Here is a 19,195-nt window from a genome sequence, read left to right on the forward strand (position 1 = left end):
CTTCGGCCCTTTGTCCTAACCCGGAAGCGACTTTACGTTTGCAAAAGTGCTCTCGGGAAGCATAAAGTTTCGAGATAGGTGATGCCATTTCGGCATCACCTTCCCAAACGGAAGAAACCATGCACGCCGTCGTGCTGCGTTACATCGATCAGGTAGCCCGCCTGGGCTCTATTCGCAGGGCGGCGAGCGCCCTGCACGTCGCCTCCTCCGCGGTGAACCGGCAGATCCTGAAGCTCGAGGCGGAGATCGGAACGCCGCTCTTCGAACGCATCGGCAACGGCGTTCGCCCTACGCCGGCCGGCGAGTATGTGATCCGCCATGCCCGCGAGACACTGGCGCGCTGGCAGAATGTCCGTGGCGAGATCGCGACGCTGTCGGGCGATATCCATGGCGAGATCCGCATCGTTTCCATCCCCGCGCCGATCGTTCGGATTCTTCCCACCGCCATCGCGGCGACGTCGAAGAAGCACCCTCACATCACCTACCGCATCATCGACGCGACACCTCAGGAACATGGCGAGGAGATGCGGGCGCGCCGCCCGGATATCGCCGTGCTGTTCATCGACCGCCGCTATCGCGGCTACGACGTCATCGCGCGCGTCAGGCTGAAGCTCGGAGCGATCATGCGTCCGGACCATCCGTTGGCCGCCCGCAAGGAGCTGACGCTCACCGAATGCGCCGCCCACCCGGTGATCATGCTGAGCGACCCCTGGATCCTGAATGCCACGGCCGAGACGGAATTCACGCATAGCGGTGCCCAGTTCAAGGCGGTCGCTCTGACCAATTCGCTGGCTATGACCAAGGAGATGATGCGTTCCGGGCTCGGCATAGGCTTTTTCACGCCGACCGGCTTCATCAACGAGTTGAAGGCCCGCGAACTGGTGCATGTGCCGCTGGCCGAGCGCGACTTCTCGTCCAGCGAGATCGGCGTTCTCGTCCATCGCGAAAGGCACACGGATCGTGCCGTGCGGGCTCTCGCGACCCAACTCGTCGAGGAGTTCGAGAATCTGGAGCGCGACGTGAGGTCCTGGTCGGCAGCAACCTGAGCATTTTTCAGCCAGGTGGAATCACCTGGCGCCGCACAATGCGGCCAAAACAAATGGATGGAAACAGCGCTCTATCCGGCGTCGGCCAGGCTGCCGCGGGCGGCGCGGCGCAGAAGCTTGAAATCCTCGCGAATGGCTTCGTCCTTGTCGGTCGGCAACCGTGACAGCAGATCGTTCTGCGCATTGCGCCACAGCGGCAAGGCATCGGCCACGAGGTCGAGCCCCCGTTCGGTCAGTCTGTGGGTGATGCGCCGACCGTCGCCTTTTTCCGCGACGACCAGACCGGAGGCGACCAGCCGGTCGAGATTACGCGCCAGCGTGGAGCGTTCGACCCCGACCATGTCGGCCAGCTCGGATGCCGACTTCGCCCGCCCCAGCGCGATCGTGCACAGGATGGTGAATTGCGTGATCTCGATACCGAGGGGGCTGAGATGATGATTGTAGGCGCGCGTCACCAGATTGGCCGTGCGGCGGGCGGCGCGGCCGAGACAGGCAGCCCCGATCAGCGTCAGCTCGAAGAGCGGCGAGTTGTCTGTACTCATATTGTGTATTTACAACTTATGACCCTCGACTGGCAAGCCTTCGCTGCACAATCACGATAGCTTCACGGGACCGACAAGCCGGCGTCATGCGCCGGCAGCTTCGCGCTTCTCCAGGCGACTCCTGACGTCATGCCTTCCAGCTCGGCCGTGCGCGCATGGCCTTGTCCCAGCGGTGCACATTGTCGACGCCGTCCGGTATCGGCATGCCGAAGACATCGCCCAGCCAGGACGCAACCATGCCGATAATGTCGGCGGTGGAGAAGAACTCGCCGGCGATGAAGGGCCGTCCGTCGGCAAGCTCGTTGTCGAGCCATGCCCACTTCTGGGGCACAGCGGCGCGTTGCGCCTCGGCGAAGGCAGGCACCTGGGTATGACGCTCCTTGAAGAACGGATCGGAATGAAGCGCGACATTGCCGATGGTGGCGGAGATCTGCTGCTCCATTCGCCTGTTCCACATCTCCACCTTGCCGCGGCTCGGCGCATCGTGCCCGAACAGCGGCGGCTGCGGATAAAGCTCCTCCAGATACCGGCAAATAGCGATGCTCTCGGTGATCGCCGTGCCGTCGTCGAGCTCGAGGACCGGAATCTGGCCGAGGGAGTTCAGCTTCAGGAATTCCGGCGCCCGGTGTTCCCGTTTGGCAAAGTCGATCCTCACCATCGGCACTTCGATGCCTTTCTCGGCCATGAAAATCCGAACACGGTAGGAATTCGGGCCATCGCCCTGATAGAGCCTCATCGTCTCCTCCTCTATTTTTGCTTCCTCAGCCCTGGCAGGACAGGATCGCTCCCGGTACGTCGAGCAAGCGTTCGCTCATAATCGTCTCCCGGGCTTGAGGCTAATTCTCGAATGTCGGCGAGGCGGAGCGCGCAAAGCCCGCGCGGCCCTTGGGCTCTTCCCATTCCTCCTGGCGCCCGAGCGCGGTGAGGTCGAGCCAGTAGTAGGAACCGCCGAACATCTCCGCGCCGCGTCCGAATGTCGAATAAGTGTGAAAGATCCGATCGCCGTCGCGCAGGAAAAAGCTCGTGCCCGGCTGTTCCAGCGGTGGCTCGCCCTGAAAATAGTAGCCGGTGCCGTCCTTCTCGTGGTCCTCACGTGTCTTGTAATTGTACGTTGCGGGCTTCACCCGTTCGTCGATCGTGACGTCGAAGTCATAGTTGAAATCGCTGCCGAAGGACGAATACCACGGGAACCGCCAGCCCTTCTCCGCCTTATAGGCCTCGATCTTGGCGATGGGTGCGCGCGAGACGGCGGCATAGGTGGTGTCGCGCCTGTGGAGATGGGCAAGCAGCCCGTCCGACACTTCATCGGCACCGGCGGAGCATCCCGGGCAACCCTTCTCCCAACGGGGGTCGAACATGAAATGCCCGAGGATGAGCTGCCGCCGCCCTTCGAATAAATCGAGAAGGCTTGCCTTGCCCTTGGGGCCTTCGAACGCATAATCCTTTTCGATCGGGACCATGGGCAGCATGCGCCGCTCGACGTTCAGCGCATCCCGCGCCCGGGTCATCGCCTTTTCCTTTTCGAGAAGCGCCTTGCGCGCGATCAGCCACTCCTGGCGCGATACGATCTGGGGAAGTGCCATGACGTTTCTCCTTTCGCTTGATTGTCAGCTTTGTCGCCAGGCTCAACGCTGCGGTGCGTAGTGCAGGATGACGACGCCGGACGTCAGCGGCCGCGCTTCCAGGAGCTTCAGCCCACGCCGGGGCTCGCCGCCCTTGAAGAAGGGCGTGCCGCGGCCGAGGATCACCGGATTGATGCCGATCCGGTACTCGTCGACGAGATCGTTACGAATGAGTTCACTGCTGAAATCGGCGCTGCCAAAGACGAAGATATCGCCTCCGTCGCTGGTCTTGAGGGTTTGGACGGCCGTCACGACATCCCTTTCCACCCGGGCATTGTTCCAGCCGGGGTCGGTCATCGTTTTGGAGAAGACGACCTTCTCGATTCCATTCATGAAGTCGGCGATCCGGCCGGTCGCGGTTGGCCAGTGTGCGGCCATCATTTCATAGGTCACGCGACCGAAAAGCAGCGTGTCGGCCTGTTCCTGAGTCTCAAGGATGTAGTGCTCGAGCTCCTCCTCGAAGACGAACCAGTCGAGGGCGTGGCCGGGGCCTTCGAAGAAGCCGTCGACCGTCACCATGTCCCACAGGATCACTTTTCTCATGATATTATCCCCTTCGGATCTGCATTGCTTTGTTTGAAACGAACCTTCTCGGGCTGCGGCCGTCGCGTGACACCGACCAAGACGCTGGCCTTCAGGCCCATCTGGTCAGGCAGCGGCATCTCGTTCGAGTTCGGCCGCGAGATTGTCGAGCGCGCCCTCGAGCCCCGCCCTGTGACCCTCGATCATGCGCCCGCCGCCATAGGCCGCGACCTGGTCGGTGAGAACGAGCCGACTGCCGTTCTCAATGGCCTCGAAATCGACAGTGATGAGCGCGAAGGACAGCGGGAGCCGGTCCTGGGTAACCACCTCCGTGTAGACGATGCGCTCCCTGGGGATGATGTCGTGATAGCGCGTCTCGACACGATAGATCAGCCTGCATCGCGGGCCGCAGTGGCCGATGTCGAGGCCGCCGACACGGAAATCGGTCTCGTCATAGACGAGCTCGACATTGCTCGACGGCACGCCCCAGCGCATGCGTGCGACGGGATCTGCGAAAGCCGCAAACAGGCGCGCGGGTGAAGCTTCGTAACGGCGTTCGAGTACGAGCGTGTCGTGATTGACGGGCGGCTTCGCGACTTCGGTCATGTCGCCCTCTCCTCCGCTCTCAGCTCAGCTGCCGACCTGTTGCGCTCCAGCTCTTCACCAAGCTGGTCGAGCATCTGGTTCCAGCCTCCTTCATGGTTCTCGGGGTAGTCATGGCCGTCGAGGAACACGCCCTGCTCGGTGAGCACCATGCGGCAGCCATTGCCCGAAGGATGGAATTCGATCGTGAGCAGCCCGGCAAAGAGCCTTCGGTCGCCGGTCGTCATCGTACCCGCCGAGACGATGCGCTGGTCGGGAACGATGTCGAAGTAACGTGTCTCGTTGACGTAGACCGCACCGCCTTTGGGCCCGAAGCGGCAGATGTCCCCGCCGCCTTCACGAAAATCGAAGCTCTGATAGGTCATGTCCCAGTCTTCGCCCGGCGAGCCCCAGCGCAGCAAGGCCTGCTGATCCGACCAGGCGGCGAAGACGCGCCCGGGCGGCGCTTCATAGATGCGTTCCATGACAATGGTGGCAGGGTGGGTGGTGCGTTCGGGCATTTGCCTCCTCCTTCGCTTGTTTGGATCGCTTGGCCGTCATTGTCCCGCCGGGAACATGCCGAAATAGGGCTGCGCCTCGCGCAGAACGCGCACCACCGAGGGACGCTCCATCAACCGATCAAGGTAGCGGGCGGTTTCCGGATGGTTTTCCGCGAAGGGAGCGACCTTTGCGGCATAGAAAAGTGCCGGCATAGCCGCGCAGTCGGCGAGGCTGAAGGCCTCACCCACGGCCCAGCGTTTCCCCGCCATGTCTTTTTCGATCATCGCATAGGAGTTCTCCAGCTGTGCCCGCGCCGCTTGGACGCCATAGAGATCCTTCGCGCCGTCCGGCCGCAGCCGATCAAGGACGATCTTCTGCATGGGTTCATGGACGTAGAGATCGTAAAAGCGGTCGGCGAGCCGCACCTGAAGAGCAAGATCGGAATCCGCCGGGATCAAGCTTTCAGAGCCGAGGTAGAAGCGGTCGAGGTATTCAATGACTATCGTTGATTCCGGCACCGTCCGGCCGCGCGCCTCGTCACGCAGCACCGGCATCTTTCCCAGCGGCGACAGCTCCAGGAACGCCGCCCGCGAGATCTCGTCCATAAGGTCGACGACGATCGGCTCGAAGGAAACACCGTTCTCATAGAACGCGATCAATGCCTTCCAGCAGTAGGAGGCGAGAGGATGCAGGTAGAGCTTCAAGGTCATGCCAGGGACTCGCTTTCGTGGGTCTGCGGGGCAAATTGTGAAGCGAAGACTTAACTATTGCCTTGAAGCACGGTGACAACAGTTAAGTCAAGGCTTCAGTGTTAAATACAACTGCTTTCGATTTAAAACTAGTTGCAGGTTATGACCAATGATGCGATCATGCAACCGGTTTTTTTGAGGCGGCAGGATGAACGAAGCGCACCGGTCGGCATGCCCGATCAATCTTTCGCTCGAAGTGTTCGGCGACAAATGGAGCCTGCTGGTGCTGCGCGACATGATCTTCGGTGGCAAACGACATTTTCGCGAGTTGTTGCGTTCGGAAGAAGGGATATCGTCCAACATCCTTGCGGACCGGCTAAAGACACTGATGGAACTGGGCATGCTCACCCGGGCCGACGACCCGACCCATAAGCAGAAGGCCATCTACAGCCTTACCGAGATGTCCATTTCGCTGGTTCCGATCCTCGCCCATCTCGGCGCCTGGGGCAGCAAATGGCTGCCGGTCAGTCCGGAACTGTCGATCCGAGCCATCCTGATGGAGGAGGGCGGTCCTGCATTGTGGGAACGTTTCATGGCCGAGTTGCGTGAGGAGCATTTGGGCAAACCGGCGGGCACCGCCGGACCCTCGGTTCGCGAAACCCTGCAGGCCGCCTATGAAGCCAAAGTCGCGAATCGGCAGAAAGCGGAACGCCTGCCGCTCGATTGACTCTTGTACGAAACCGCGTAAAAGGCGGGCGTTCACGGAGTTCCCCATGCGCGGCCTTTTGATGGCGCTTTTTGCAGTCGATTTCCCTGGCCATGCCGGGGCAAGCGATCGCGCTCGTCTCCGTTCGACCAAAACCCCGGCCAACAAAACGACGACCAAAACCGTCTGATCTCCCTTGGCCTGCTCGCCCTCTCCCCGGGTCCGGCCCAAGGGGAGAGGAACCCCGCGTCGGCCGGCGGTGTTCCCCGAAGCAAACCGAGCGGAGAGGGACAGGAGACTGGAACTATGGGTTTCAAGGTTGCGATCGCCGGCGCCACGGGCAATGTGGGCCGCGAAATGCTCAATATCCTCGAAGAGCGCGGTTTCCCGGCCGACGAAGTGGTGCCGCTGGCATCCCGGCGTTCGGTGGGCACGGAAGTGTCCTACGGCGACCGCACTCTGAAGGTGAAGGCGCTCGACGGATACGACTTTTCCGATACCGACATCTGCCTGATGTCGGCGGGCGGCAACGTCTCGAAGGAATGGTCGCCCAAGATCGGCAAGCAAGGCTGCGTCGTCATCGACAATTCCTCGGCCTGGCGCTACGACGCCGAGGTGCCGCTGATCGTGCCGGAAGTGAACCCGGATGCGATCACCCAGTTCTCCAAGAAGAACATCATCGCCAATCCGAACTGCTCGACCGCGCAGCTCGTGGTCGCGATGAAGCCGCTGCACGACCGCGCCACCATCAAGCGCGTCGTCGTCGCGACCTACCAGTCGGTGTCCGGCGCCGGCAAGGAAGGCATGGATGAGCTTTTCACCCAGACCCGTGCCGTCTTCGTGGCCGATCCGGTCGAGGCCAAGAAGTTCACCAAGCGCATCGCTTTCAATCTCATCCCCCATATCGATGTGTTCATGGAAGACGGCTACACCAAGGAAGAATGGAAGATGGTGGCCGAGACCAAGAAGATGCTCGACCCTAAGATCAAGCTGACGGCCACCTGCGTGCGCGTACCGGTGTTCATCGGCCATTCCGAAGCCGTCAACATCGAATTCGAGAAGCCGATCTCTGCCGACGAGGCGCGCGAGATCCTGCGCGAGGCGCCAGGTTGCCTGGTCATCGACAAGCCGGAGGACGGCGGTTACATCACGCCGGTGGAATCGGCCGGCGAGGACGCCACCTACATCTCCCGCATCCGCGAGGATGCTACCGTCGAGAACGGCCTTTCGATGTGGGTGGTCTCCGACAATCTGCGTAAGGGAGCGGCTCTCAATACCGTCCAGATCGCCGAACTGCTCGTGGCGCGGGGCCTTATCCAGCCGAAGCAGAAGGCCGCCTGACAGGGACGAAGCAGGGCCGAAAGCGGACTTCGTTTTCGGCCCGCGCGTTCTCGTCTCCTCTTAACGATTCCTGGTGGCCAGCCTCTCCAGTACGGCAACAGCCTCTTCGGCCCGGTCCGCCGGCACGAACAGATGATCGTGATGAAAGGCGGAGACCGGGTTGACACCGAGCCCGGCCGCCGCGAGCCGCGCCGTTATGGCCGCCAGGAAACCCACCGCCTCCAATGACGAGTGTATTTCCAGGGTGATCATCCGGCAGCGGAAAACGCCTCTCAGTCCGGCCTCTTGCGCCTCCGCTTCTGGAACGATCGCGGTGAGGCCCTCCGCCTCCCGGAAGATCATGATCGGCTGCAGCGACGGTGGCAGGCTTTCACCGGGTGGAATGGTGGCGAAAACATAGATTTCATTCTGCAGTCTCGGCTCCATTCCCCCGAGAAGCTTCGCAAGGTTTTTCTCACCGGCCATTTCCAACCTTCCTCATTCCCAAGCGCCGTGCATTTTTTTGCGGCCTGCGTCCTAACGCTCGGCGATGTCGTTTTTGCCGCCGCTTTCCCGCGAACTTGCCGGCACCTTCTGCCCATCATGACGATGTTGGATGAAAGACCAGGGGAAAACACCATCGTTCTGGCGCCGGCGGCGCCGCTCGCCGCCATCGCCAGCGTCATTCTCTCCACGACTCTGATCGCGATCGGCAACGGACTGCTCTTCGCCTATATTCCGGTCCGGCTCGGCGCCGAAGGTTTTCCCCCGGCATGGGCGGGCATCATCCTGACGGGGCTTTCCGCCGGCGGCATCGTTGGCTGCTTTCTCACCGGCCGCATCGTGCGCCGCGTCGGCCACGCCCGGGCCTACATGCTCTTCTCGGCCTTGATCATCCTCGCCAACGCCGCGATAAGCGCCGGCACTTACCCGTTCCTGTGGACCGCGTCGCGGGCACTGTACGGCTTCGCCATCTGTGGCCTCTTCATCGTCGCGCAGAGCTGGCTGAACGATGCGGTCGCCAACGCCATCCGCGGCCGCGTCATGGCCATTTTCTACATTTGCTACATCGTCGGCCTGGGGCTTGGCTCGCTGGCCTTGAGCTTCATCGAAATCGACACCACGGCGGCGCCGATCATCGCCATCGTTTTCGCAGCCCTGTCGATCATCCCCGTCGGCCTGACCAGCCTCAGGCCCCCACCGCCGCCGGAGGTGGCCTCGATCGCGTTGTCCGCCGCGTGGGGCGTCTCTCCGGTCGGCATTGCCGGCATGCTGGCGGTCGGCGGCCTGTCCATGATGGTCGCCGGCTTCGCTCCGATTTATGCCACGGCGAGCGGTTTTTCGAAGAACGAAGTCTCGCTGCTCATGCTGTCGATGCAGCTCGGCACCATAATGGTGCAACTGCCCTTCGGCTGGCTCTCCGACCGCACCGACCGGCGTTATGTGCTGGTCGCGGCCTCGGCGCTCGTGACGACGGCCGGCATCGTGGCAAGTCAGACGATCGGAGCGCCCTTCCCGTTGGTCGTGCTGGTTTTCATGATCTGGAGCGGCGCGACGGAATCCATCTATTCCATTGCCAACGCTCATGCCGGCGACCGTGCCACCAAGGAGGATCTGGTGGCGCTGTCGAGCACCATGCTGTTCGCCTGGTCCCTGTCGGGCTTTCTCATACAAGGGGCTGCAACGGCGCTGACGGCAGCTTTCGGCACCGAGGCCTTCATGTATGTCGCGATCCTCGTCGCGGCTCTCTTTTGCGGTTTCGTGCTGTGGCGGCTCACCCAGGCTACGCCGCCCGATACCGCAGCATCCTTCGCGCCGATGTCGGCGCAGGCTCCGCTCGCCGCCGAGCTTGCCTTTCCGCAGGACGAGACGCCAGGGAACGACTAGACCTGCGCGATCCCTTCGTCGCCGAGCGCTCCGCGCGTCCGTGCCGCAATATCGGTCCTGGCGGCGGCGAAATCGCTGGGCCGCGTCCAGTAGCCGAGAGCCAGCGTCACGGCGGAAGCACCGGCTTGCGAAACGGCAACCGCGGGTGGCGGCTGCTTGAGCACGCGATCATCCGTCTCGGCGAGGCCCTTGAGCGCCTTGCGGGCGGCTTCAACGTCGCTATCCGGCGCGATGTTCACCGCGATCTCGTTGCGCCTGGAACCGTTCCTGTCGAAATTGCGGACCGGCTCGTTCCATAGTTTGGAGTTGGGAGCGAGGATGAATATCCCGTCGGCCGACCGAAGCTGCGTCGCGAACAGGCCGATCTCCTCCACCGTGCCCGCGACCGCGCCGATCTCGACATACTCCCCGACCCGGAAGGGCCGCAACACCAGGAGCATGATCCCGGCGGCGATGTTCTGCAACGTGCCCTGCAGCGCCAGGCCTATGGCCAGCCCTATGGCGCCCAGGGCGGCTACGATGGATGCCGTCTGGACGCCGAACTGGCCCAGCACCATCACGATGACAAGCGCCAGGATGGTGTACCGCGCCACCTGGGAGAAGAAGTGGCGCAACGTGAGATCGAAGCCGCGCACCTTGCCGAGCCCCGTAAAGATCGAACGCTCGATGATGCCGGCGAGCAGGTAGCCGAGTATGATGAGCAGGATCGCGCCCAGCACCGAGAATGAGTAGGAAATGAAAAGCGCGCTCGCTGCGTCGATGCCGGCCTCGATGGCGGCCGCGGGATCGCGGGTGAGATCCATGGGTTCCTCTCCTCTGCCGTTTCGATGCGGGTAATCGGTAATCGGCGATTGTGTTCCGCATATGGGCCGGCAGGACTGCGGTGCCTCCGACGCCAGCACACCCGTAAGCCAAGCCGCATGCTTTAACGTCGCAGCGGAAGGGTCTGAGTCTTGAAACTGTCACCCATCTTTGCCTATCTTTGTTCTGTTACCTGCATAGACAGGTGATTTGGTTGTTCTTGTCGCGAAAGGAAAGACACTGAGAACAGCACTACGGAAGAAGGCCGATATCGTGCCTTCGCCGGCCGGGATGAACGATATCGTGTCCCGCGCCCTCTCCACGGTCCTTGCCAGTCTGGAAGACTCCAAGGCAGAAAACATCGTCCCCATCGACATCCAGGGAAAATCGAGCCTAGCCGACTACATGGTGGTCGCCTCGGGCCGCTCGCATCGCCATGTTGCAGCGGTGGCCGACAAGGTGCTCGGCGCGCTGAAGGACGCCGGCTTCGGCAATGCCCGCGTCGAAGGCCTGAGCTCGGCCGACTGGGTGCTGATCGATTCGGGCGACATCATCATCCATGTCTTTCGTCCGGAAGTACGCGAGTTCTACAATCTGGAGAAGATGTGGCTAGCCCCGGACCTCGAGGAAGAGACGCTGCACTAGTTTCGTCCGGCGTCGGACCCGAACCGGCAACCGAGGTTGCGGGTCCGATGTCATAGCGTTTCTCCCGAGGAGCGGACATGCGTATTGCGGTACACGCCGTGGGTCGGATGAAGGCCGGCCCCGAGAAGGAACTGGCGGACCGCTTTTTCAACCGCTTCTCGAAAAGCGGACCGGCGGTCGGGCTGGAATTCGCCGGGGTTTCCGAAACGCCCGAGAGCCGCGCCCGCGGCGCGGCCGAGCGTAAGCGCGAGGAAGCGGAAAAGCTGCGCGGGCAGCTCGGGCCGGGCACGGTACTTGTGCTGCTCGACGAGCGCGGCAAGAACATCTCCTCCGAAACCCTGGCCGAAAAGATCGGCTCATGGCGCGACAACGGCCTGAAGGCTCTGGTCGTTGCCATTGGAGGCGCCGACGGGCATGACGGCTCGCTTCGCGAGAGCGCCGACCTGGTTGTTTCCTTCGGCGCGGCGACATGGCCGCATCAACTCGTGCGCGTGATGCTGGCCGAGCAGCTCTATCGTGCCGCGACCATACTTGCCGGGCATCCCTACCACCGCGCTTGAGGGCTTCGGCCCGCATTTCGACACGATGCAGGGCGAAACTGATCGTCGGCCGTATGGTTGATGCTTCGTTAACGAGACGGCGTTAGAGCATACGCATACGCAGCCGAGCGGAATCGTTATGGCATCGCACGAATGCAACAAAGGTGGGACAGCAATCCGTCCGACATGGTGACCTTCTTCGCTTCCAGCTTGACGCGCCTTGTTGCCGCCCTGTTTTTGGCCGCCTCGGTGGCTGGGCCGGTCATGGCCGTCGAGGGAGACGGCACAGCCGAGCTGGAGGCGAGAAGAGCCCAGAGCCAGGAGGAATACGACCGGATCGCCAGGGAGGTCGTGCTCTCGCATGAGCGCCTTGCAGCCCTTTCAGAAGAGATTTCGACGATCCGCAAGGACCACGCCAACGTCACCGCTGCCCTGATCCAGGCGGCCAAGACCGAAAAGAAGCTGGCGCAGGATGTCGAGGACATCACGGACCGGCTGACCGGCATGAAGCAGCAGCAGGAAGACCTGCGCCTGTCCTTGATCGCCCGGCGCGACGTGCTCGCCGAGGTGCTGGGCGCCCTGCAGCGCATGGGACTCAATCCGCCGCCCGCGCTCCTGGTCAAGCCGGAGGACGCCTTGTCGTCTGTACGCAGCGCCATCCTGCTCGGCTCGGTCGTACCGGAATTGCGCTCGGAAACCGCCATCCTGCTCGCCGATCTCGAGGAAATGAAGCGCATCGCAGCCTCGATCGAGGCGGAGCGCGGACGCCTGACCGCAACGATCGGGGAACAGATCGCGGAAAAGGAGCGGCTCAACCTGCTGCTCAAGGAGAAGGAAGCGCTCCAGGCAAGATCCGAGACGGCGCTCGGCGAAGAAATGCGCAAGTCGGAGGAGCTCGCGTCCAAGTCGAAGAACCTCAAGGACCTGATCGCCTCGCTGGAGCAGAACATCATCGACACCCGTTCGGCGGCCGAACGGGCCCGCAAGGCCGAAGAAGCCCGTCTAAGGCGGGAAGCCGCTCTCGCCGCGATGCCGGTGCCCGAGGGAAACCGTCTCGTCGAGGCAGCACCTTTCTCGAGAATGCGTGGCAAATTGGCCCTGCCCGCCGCAGGCCGGTTTTCCCGCCGTTTCGGAGCATCCGACGGTAACGGCGGCGTGATGCGGGGCGACACGCTTGCGACACAATCCGGAGCCATCGTCACAGCGCCCGCAGACGGCAGCGTCCTGTATGCTGGTCCCTTTCGTTCCTATGGTCAACTCTTGATCCTGAACGCGGGCGACGGTTATCATGTCGTGTTGGCTGGAATGGGCAGAATCAGCGTATCGCTGGGTCAGTCCGTGCTAGCAGGCGAGCCGGTCGGCACGATGGGGGAAGCCAGGGTGGCGAGCACTGCGGCTTTCGAGAATGGAAATACTGCGCCGGAACTATATGTAGAGTTCCGCAAGGATGGAAAACCCGTCGATCCGGCCCCTTGGTGGTCGGAGCGTCTTTCTGGAAGGACAGGAAATGATTCGTAAGGTGTCGCTTCTGCTTGCGGGCGCCCTGATGGGGGCCTCGGCCATGAGCCTTGTCCACGGGGCCGTGGGTACGACGGCCAACGCAGCGGGTTCCGAGACCTACAAGCAGCTCGCCATATTCGGTGACATTTTCGAGCGCGTGCGCGGACAATATGTGACGCCGCCCGACGAAAAGGCTTTGGTGGAGAGCGCCATCAACGGCATGCTGACCTCGCTCGATCCGCACTCCTCCTACCTCAACCCCGATGCCGCGAAGGACATGCGCGTCCAGACAAAGGGCGAGTTCGGGGGCCTCGGCATCGAGGTGACGATGGAGAACGAGCTGGTCAAGGTGATCACGCCGATCGATGATACGCCCGCCGCCCGGGCCGGCGTCCTGGCCGGCGACTACATCTCCGCCATCGACGGCGAGGAGGTCCGCGGCCTCACGCTCAACGATGCCGTCGAGAAGATGCGCGGTCTCGTCAACACGCCGATCGAGCTGACCATCCTGCGCGAGGGCGCGGACAAGCCGATCAAGCTGACGATCGTTCGCGATGTCATCAAGGTCAAGGCGGTGAAGTTCCGCGTCGAGAACGATGTGGGCTACATGAAGATCACGTCGTTCACCGAGAAGACCTTCGATGATCTCGAGAACGCGATCGATACGATCAAGAAGCAGGTTCCCGCCGAGAAGCTGAAGGGCTACGTGCTCGACCTCAGGCTCAATCCGGGCGGTCTGCTCGACCAAGCGGTGAGCGTCTCCGATGCCTTCCTTGAGCGTGGCGAGATCGTCTCGACGCGCGGCCGCGACCCCAAGGACATCTCGCGCTTCGACGCGCGCGCCGGCGATCTGGCCGACGGCAAACCGATGATCGTGCTGGTCAATGGCGGCTCGGCCTCCGCTTCGGAGATCGTGGCCGGCGCGCTGCAGGACCAGCGCCGGGCAACGGTGCTCGGCACCCAATCCTTCGGCAAGGGCTCCGTGCAGACGATCATCCCGCTCGCCGAGAACGGCGCCCTGCGTTTGACGACGGCGCTCTATTACACGCCGGCAGGCAAGTCGATCCAGGGCAAGGGCATCACGCCGGATATCAAGGTGGAGCAGCCGCTACCGCCGGAACTCCAGGGGCGCGACGTATCGCGCGGCGAGTCCGATCTGAAGGGGCACATCAAGGGCGTCGAAGAAGGCGACCAGGGTTCCGGTTCGGCCGCCTACGTGCCCCCGGAGCCGAAGGACGACATCCAGCTCAACTACGCGCTCGATTTGATGCGCGGCGTGAAGACGGATGCTGCCTTCCCGCCCAATCCGGATCAGGCAGTGCTCAACCGCTGACCCTCTGACGGCCGGCGGACGGCCGTCCTGTGTTGCGTTGACTGCCGGAGTCCTTGCGATTCCGGCAGTTTCGATTCGAAGAGGACGCCTTGCCGCCGCCGAACAACTCCCTGGACCGCCCTCTTGGACAATCGATCGGGCCTCGCCCGGCCGCGCGGAAGCGGATTTCCTGGGGCGGCCTCGTGCTGGGCCTGACGGGCATCGTCCTGTTCGTGAGCTCGGGCGCGATCGCCTTGCGCGATCGCCCGTTCCGCACCCCTCCCCCGATCGCCTCCGCTGAGCCGCCCGCCGCGACGCCGACCGCTGCCGAGGCCGCCCCGGTCAAGCCCGTCGGCGACGGGCCGCAGATCATCAAGGTCGATCCCGAAGCGCCGCGTCCCGCCGACAATGTGGTGATCGTGCGCGATCCCTCCGCAATAGGCCAGAACCTCAGGGTCGCGCATCTGCCGGACAAGGCATTGATCGAAGACTCCGAGACAGGGCCGTTGCCGATCCGCGCAGCCGACGGCAGGCGCCCTTTCGACGTCTACGCCCGCCCCTGGTCCGGAGCGCGCGGCGCCCGCGTCGCCATCGTCATCGGTGGGCTCGGCGTCTCGCAGACCGGCACGCAGGAAGCAGTCCGCAAGCTGCCGCCGGAAGTGACGCTCGCCTTCGCTTCGGGCGGCAACAGCCTGGGCCGCTGGATGCAGGCGGCGCGCCAGAAGGGCCATGAGATCGTCATGCAGGTGCCGCTGGAGCCCTACGATTATCCGAATGTCGATCCGGGCCGCAACACGCTCACGGTCGCCGCGAGCAGTCGGGAGAACCTGGCCGCTCTGCGCTGGGCGCTGTCGCGCATCACCAACTACACCGGCGTGATGAACTATATGGGTGCGCGCTTCTCCGCCGACCCGAGTGCCATGGCGCCCGTGATGGATGAGCTCGCGAAGCGCGGCCTGCTCTATCTCGACGACGGCTCCTCGGCGCGCAGCATCGCGCCGGAGCTTGCGATGAAGGCGGGTGTTCCCTTTGCCGTCGGCGACACGGCCATCGATGCCGTGCGCGAACGCGGCGATATCCTGAACAAGCTGGACGAGTTGGAGCGCATTGCCCGCGCGAAAGGTTTCGCCATCGGCATCGGCGCGGCTTTCGACGTAACGGTGGATGCCGTGGCGAGCTGGGTGCAGGAAGCCAAGAAACGCGGCATCGAGATCGTATCCGTCTCGGCGATTGCCAGCGATCCCGAGCGCGGTTAGCCCCAACCGAGGAACAAAGATCCAGCATGTCCAAGAAGCAACAACAGATCGATCCCGAAACATTGCCGTACCGGCCCTGCGTCGGCATCATGGTGCTCAACCGGGCAGGCCTGGTCTGGGCCGGCCGGCGCATCGCTTCCACCGACAGCGAGTTCGCCGGCAGCACGAAGCTCTGGCAGATGCCGCAAGGCGGCATCGACAAGGGCGAGGATCCGCTGCCCGCCGCCCACCGCGAGCTCTATGAGGAGACCGGCATGCGCTCGGTATCCCTTCTCGCCGAGGCGCCGAGCTGGATCAACTACGACCTGCCGCGCGAGGTGCTCGGCATCGCGCTCAAGGGCAAGTATCGCGGCCAGACCCAGAAATGGTTCGCCTTTCGCTTCGAGGGCGACGACGGCGAGATTGCCATCCAGCCACCCCCCGGAGGCCATGAGCCGGAATTCGACGCCTGGGCCTGGAAGCCCATGGCCGATCTGCCTGAGCTGATCGTCCCGTTCAAGCGCAAGGTCTACGAGCAGGTCGTCGACGCTTTCCGGCACCTCGTCTGAGATCTGGCTCGCCGCTACACCGTATTTGCTCTAAGCTCTAAGCTCTCGCCTGGCATCCAGCGGGCGTTTGATGGGGCGCATGGGGTCAGCGCCGCCTCCTGCAGTTCACGATGTAAGACAGAACGATACTTGGTATGAAGTCCCCCTGTCATATATCACACTGGAATTGCTGCCAAAGTAGGATTCGAAGCAAAACGAATCCTGGGAAGGAGTGATTCCATGCGGCTGGCGGTTCTCGGAGGCGACGGCTTCATCGGCTGGCCGACAACCCTCCATCTCTCGGCTCGTGGCCACGAAGTCCACATTATCGACAACCTCTCCCGGCGCTGGATCGACACGGAGCTGGGCGTCCAGTCGCTCACCCCAATGGACTCCATCCAGGAGCGTACCCGCATCTGGCATCAGGAAACCGGGCGGCGGATCCATTTCCACCTCATCGACCTTGCACGCGACTACGAGGTGATGAAGCGCTGGCTGGCGGACCATCGACCCGACGCCGTGATCCACTTCGCGGAACAACGCGCGGCTCCCTATTCGATGAAGAGCGACCGCCACAAGAACTACACCGTCAACAACAACGTCAACGCCTCGCACAACCTTCTCAACGCGCTGGTCGAACTCGACCTCGACGCCCATCTCGTTCATCTCGGCACGATGGGAGTCTACGGATATTCCAACGTGGGCGCGGCCATCCCCGAAGGATATCTTTCCGTCGGCGTCGAGACCCTCGATGGCGAGACGGTGAGCCAGGACATCCTTTATCCGGCCAATCCCGGCTCCATCTACCACATGACCAAATGCCTGGATCAGCTCCTGTTCCAGTTCTATGCCAAGAATGACGGCGTGCGCATCACCGATCTTCACCAGGGCATCGTGTGGGGCACCCATACGGACGAGACACGGGTCCATCTGCAGCTCATCAACCGCTTCGATTATGACGGCGACTATGGCACGGTGCTCAACCGTTTCCTGATCCAGGCGGCGATCGGCCATCCGCTGACCGTTCATGGCACGGGCGGCCAGACGCGGGCCTTCATCCATATCCAGGATTCCGTGCGCTGCATCGAGCTGGCGTTGATGAACCCGCCCAAGCGAGGCGACAAGGTCAAGATCTTCAATCAGATGACGGAGACGCATCGCGTTCGCGACCTGGCCAGGATCGTTTCCGAGTTGACAGGGGCGCAGGTCGCACATCTGCCCAACCCTCGGAAGGAAGCGGTCGAAAACGACCTCGTGGTGCGCAACGACCAGTTCCTGGCGCTCGGGCTTCAGCCGATCACGCTACAGGACGGGCTGCTCTCCGAGGTGATCGATGTCGCCCGCAAATACGCCTATCGGGTCGACCGCAGTCGTATTCCCGCCATGTCGGCCTGGACAAAGGACATAGCGCCAACGCTCGAACGCGACCCCGAGGGCAAGCGCCTCAAGAGCGTCTCGTGAGCCGATACGCCTACGCGACCCTCGTCACCAATGCCGACTACGCCAAGGGCGCGCTGGCCCTCATCCGCTCGCTCCGGCTGAGCGGCACCGGCGCCGACATCATCGTGCTTCATACCGGCGGCGTCGAGGCGTCGCATCTCGCGCCGCTTTCGGCTCTGGGGGCTTGCCTGCTGCCGGCCGACCTCCTGCCGACCTCCGAAGCTTTCGACGAACGCCACGTCCGGGCGAGACTCCACGCGCAAGCGCCGTTCACCAAAGGCCGCAAGCCGGCCTTCCACACGCCGCTGGACAATTTCGTCAAGCTCCGGCTGTGGGAGCGAACCGAATATGACAGGATCGTCTTCATCGACGCAGACGCGATCGTGCTCAGGAATGTCGACCGGCTCTTCGCCTATCCGGAGTTCTCCGCCGCGCCCAATGTCTATGAACGACTCTCGGATTTCCACCGGCTGAACTCCGGCGTCTTCGTCGCTACCCCCTCGCAAGAGACTTTCGCGGCGATGCTCGATCGCCTGGACCGTCCGGACGCTTTCTGGCAGCGCACGGACCAGACCTTCCTGCAGGCGTATTTCCCCGACTGGCACGGCCTGCCAGTGTTCTTCAACATGCTGCAATATGTCTGGTTCAACCTGCCGGAGCTCTGGGACTGGCCGTCGATCTCAATCCTCCACTATCAGTACGAGAAGCCTTGGGAGGAGGACCACCCGAAGACCGAATTGTTGCGCCCGCTGATCGCGCTCTGGCACGCATTTCATAGCGGCGAGGGCTTGCCCGACATCTCGGCCTTGCCGAACCCTCTCTCGCCAAGATGAAGCCCGCCAGGACGCTGGTCTCCGGTGGGACGGGCTTCGTTGGACGTTTCATCGTCGAGCGGCTCATCGCCGAAGGGCATGACGTCGCCGTGTTCGGGCGCGAGGCACCCCCGGCAGGCTGTTTCAGCCGCCCTGTGCGCTTCTTCGCCGGCATGCTCGACCCAGCCCAGGATTTCTCGGCGGCCTTCGTCGGCGCCGATTTCCTGGTGCACGCCGCCTTCGATCATGTTCCCGGCCGTTACCGCGGCGGCGAGGGGGATGATCCCGGAGGCTTTCGACGCCGCAACTTGGAAGGAACCCTTGCCTTTTTCCAGGCGGCGAAACAGGCCGGGCTTCGCCGCGCCGTCTTTCTGTCCAGCCGCGCCGCCTACGGCGACGATACGACGGGAGCGCCGCTTACCGAGGACATGCCCTGCCATCCCCTATCCCTCTACGGCCGCGTCAAGCTCGCGACGGAAGAAGCGCTGCGTGCCATGGCCGGTTCGGGCTTTGCCGCGATTTCGCTCCGCGTGACCGGCGTCTACGGCCCTGCCGGGCCGGGCCGGACGCACAAATGGTCCGAACTGTTCACGGATTATCTTGCGGGCAAGCCGATCGAGCCTCGCGCCGGCACAGAGGTGCATGGCCAGGATGTCGCAGCAGCGGTGAGCCTGATGCTATCGGCGTCGGACCGGTCTGCGCCGGCCCATGTGTTCAACGTCTCGGACATGCTGGTCGACCGCCATGACATTCTTGCGATCGTCCAGACGGTGACAGGTTCGGCGAATGCCCTGCCCGCACGAGCCGACACGGCGAGCCTCGGCATCATGGTGACGGAGCGGCTGCGCGCGCTCGGCTGGCGACCGGGGGGCTGGCCGTTGTTTCGGGAAACGGTGGAAGAGTTGGTAAAGCAGCACCGGGGCATTACCCGCCCTTGAGGCGGAGG

The 19,195-nt window shown here is 63.1% G+C and carries 22 protein-coding genes; 13 read left to right on the plus strand and 9 right to left on the minus strand.

What is annotated here, in order from left to right:
• The first annotated feature begins 119 nt into the window (after positions 1–119).
• Positions 120–1,046, plus strand: coding sequence for a LysR family transcriptional regulator (locus ACCO56_RS30200; protein ID WP_433644657.1), 927 nt, complete (start codon positions 120–122; stop codon positions 1,044–1,046).
• 71 nt (positions 1,047–1,117) lie between these two features.
• Here the strand turns inward: ACCO56_RS30200 and ACCO56_RS30205 are convergent, their stop codons facing one another.
• From ACCO56_RS30205 to ACCO56_RS30235, 7 genes are all read right to left on the minus strand, one after another.
• Complete coding sequence (locus tag ACCO56_RS30205) at positions 1,118–1,588, minus strand: MarR family winged helix-turn-helix transcriptional regulator (protein WP_433644658.1); 471 nt, start codon at positions 1,586–1,588, stop codon at positions 1,118–1,120.
• 127 nt (positions 1,589–1,715) lie between these two features.
• Positions 1,716–2,324 carry a glutathione S-transferase family protein gene (locus ACCO56_RS30210; RefSeq protein ID WP_433644659.1) on the minus strand — a complete coding sequence of 203 codons (609 nt, stop codon included), beginning with the start codon at positions 2,322–2,324 and terminating at the stop codon, positions 1,716–1,718.
• 100 nt (positions 2,325–2,424) lie between these two features.
• Positions 2,425–3,171: a DUF899 domain-containing protein gene (locus tag ACCO56_RS30215; protein WP_433644660.1), complete on the minus strand. Its 747-nt coding sequence runs from the start codon at positions 3,169–3,171 to the stop codon at positions 2,425–2,427.
• 42 nt (positions 3,172–3,213) lie between these two features.
• Complete coding sequence (locus ACCO56_RS30220; protein WP_433644661.1) at positions 3,214–3,753, minus strand: dihydrofolate reductase family protein; 540 nt, start codon at positions 3,751–3,753, stop codon at positions 3,214–3,216.
• A gap of 105 nt (positions 3,754–3,858) precedes the next feature.
• Positions 3,859–4,338, minus strand: a complete 480-nt coding sequence (locus ACCO56_RS30225; protein WP_433644662.1) for an SRPBCC family protein — start codon at positions 4,336–4,338, stop codon at positions 3,859–3,861.
• Positions 4,335–4,835, minus strand: coding sequence for an SRPBCC family protein (locus ACCO56_RS30230; RefSeq protein ID WP_433644663.1), 501 nt, complete (start codon positions 4,833–4,835; stop codon positions 4,335–4,337). The genes ACCO56_RS30225 and ACCO56_RS30230 overlap by 4 nt, the downstream gene beginning before the upstream one ends.
• Positions 4,836–4,871: 36 nt before the next feature.
• Positions 4,872–5,525, minus strand: a complete 654-nt coding sequence (locus ACCO56_RS30235; protein ID WP_433644664.1) for a glutathione S-transferase family protein — start codon at positions 5,523–5,525, stop codon at positions 4,872–4,874.
• 187 nt (positions 5,526–5,712) lie between these two features.
• Between ACCO56_RS30235 and ACCO56_RS30240 the strand changes: the two genes are divergently transcribed.
• Entirely contained in the window at positions 5,713–6,231 is a 519-nt protein-coding gene (locus tag ACCO56_RS30240) for a winged helix-turn-helix transcriptional regulator (RefSeq protein WP_433644665.1), read from the plus strand.
• A gap of 285 nt (positions 6,232–6,516) precedes the next feature.
• Complete coding sequence (locus ACCO56_RS30245; RefSeq protein ID WP_433644666.1) at positions 6,517–7,551, plus strand: aspartate-semialdehyde dehydrogenase; 1,035 nt, start codon at positions 6,517–6,519, stop codon at positions 7,549–7,551.
• Between the two features lie 60 nt (positions 7,552–7,611).
• Here the strand turns inward: ACCO56_RS30245 and ACCO56_RS30250 are convergent, their stop codons facing one another.
• Complete coding sequence (locus ACCO56_RS30250; RefSeq protein ID WP_433644667.1) at positions 7,612–8,016, minus strand: ACT domain-containing protein; 405 nt, start codon at positions 8,014–8,016, stop codon at positions 7,612–7,614.
• Between the two features lie 117 nt (positions 8,017–8,133).
• Here ACCO56_RS30250 and ACCO56_RS30255 point away from each other — a divergent pair, with 117 nt between their 5' ends.
• Positions 8,134–9,417: an MFS transporter gene (locus tag ACCO56_RS30255; protein ID WP_433644668.1), complete on the plus strand. Its 1,284-nt coding sequence runs from the start codon at positions 8,134–8,136 to the stop codon at positions 9,415–9,417.
• Here the strand turns inward: ACCO56_RS30255 and ACCO56_RS30260 are convergent.
• Positions 9,414–10,220: a mechanosensitive ion channel family protein gene (locus tag ACCO56_RS30260; protein WP_433644669.1), complete on the minus strand. Its 807-nt coding sequence runs from the start codon at positions 10,218–10,220 to the stop codon at positions 9,414–9,416. The genes ACCO56_RS30255 and ACCO56_RS30260 overlap by 4 nt on opposite strands.
• 271 nt (positions 10,221–10,491) lie before the next feature.
• Here ACCO56_RS30260 and rsfS point away from each other — a divergent pair, with 271 nt between their 5' ends.
• The 9 genes from rsfS (at position 10,492) to ACCO56_RS30305 (ending at position 19,187) form a co-directional block, all read left to right on the plus strand.
• Positions 10,492–10,863, plus strand: a complete 372-nt coding sequence (gene rsfS / locus ACCO56_RS30265) for a ribosome silencing factor (protein WP_433644670.1) — start codon at positions 10,492–10,494, stop codon at positions 10,861–10,863.
• Positions 10,864–10,940: 77 nt separating this feature from the next.
• Positions 10,941–11,423 (plus strand): 23S rRNA (pseudouridine(1915)-N(3))-methyltransferase RlmH, encoded by a 483-nt coding sequence (gene rlmH, locus ACCO56_RS30270; protein WP_433644671.1) that lies wholly within the window; start codon positions 10,941–10,943, stop codon positions 11,421–11,423.
• 132 nt (positions 11,424–11,555) lie between these two features.
• A complete protein-coding gene (locus ACCO56_RS30275) occupies positions 11,556–12,920 on the plus strand; it encodes a murein hydrolase activator EnvC family protein (RefSeq protein ID WP_433644672.1) in 1,365 nt (454 codons plus the stop codon).
• Positions 12,910–14,235, plus strand: a complete 1,326-nt coding sequence (locus ACCO56_RS30280; RefSeq protein ID WP_433644674.1) for a S41 family peptidase — start codon at positions 12,910–12,912, stop codon at positions 14,233–14,235. Before ACCO56_RS30275 ends, ACCO56_RS30280 begins: the two co-directional genes overlap by 11 nt.
• Before the next feature lie 89 nt (positions 14,236–14,324).
• Entirely contained in the window at positions 14,325–15,470 is a 1,146-nt protein-coding gene (locus ACCO56_RS30285) for a divergent polysaccharide deacetylase family protein (RefSeq protein ID WP_433644675.1), read from the plus strand.
• Between the two features lie 26 nt (positions 15,471–15,496).
• Positions 15,497–16,018 (plus strand): RNA pyrophosphohydrolase, encoded by a 522-nt coding sequence (locus ACCO56_RS30290; protein ID WP_433644676.1) that lies wholly within the window; start codon positions 15,497–15,499, stop codon positions 16,016–16,018.
• A gap of 219 nt (positions 16,019–16,237) precedes the next feature.
• Positions 16,238–17,458, plus strand: coding sequence for an NAD-dependent epimerase/dehydratase family protein (locus ACCO56_RS30295; protein ID WP_433644677.1), 1,221 nt, complete (start codon positions 16,238–16,240; stop codon positions 17,456–17,458).
• Positions 17,455–18,270, plus strand: a complete 816-nt coding sequence (locus ACCO56_RS30300) for a glycosyltransferase (RefSeq protein ID WP_433644678.1) — start codon at positions 17,455–17,457, stop codon at positions 18,268–18,270. Before ACCO56_RS30295 ends, ACCO56_RS30300 begins: the two co-directional genes overlap by 4 nt.
• Positions 18,267–19,187 (plus strand): NAD-dependent epimerase/dehydratase family protein, encoded by a 921-nt coding sequence (locus ACCO56_RS30305; protein ID WP_433644679.1) that lies wholly within the window; start codon positions 18,267–18,269, stop codon positions 19,185–19,187. The genes ACCO56_RS30300 and ACCO56_RS30305 overlap by 4 nt, the downstream gene beginning before the upstream one ends.
• Positions 19,188–19,195: the final 8 nt, after the last annotated feature.

It is taken from the genome of Mesorhizobium sp. 1B3 (assembly GCF_050958605.1).
GTDB lineage: Bacteria > Pseudomonadota > Alphaproteobacteria > Rhizobiales > Rhizobiaceae.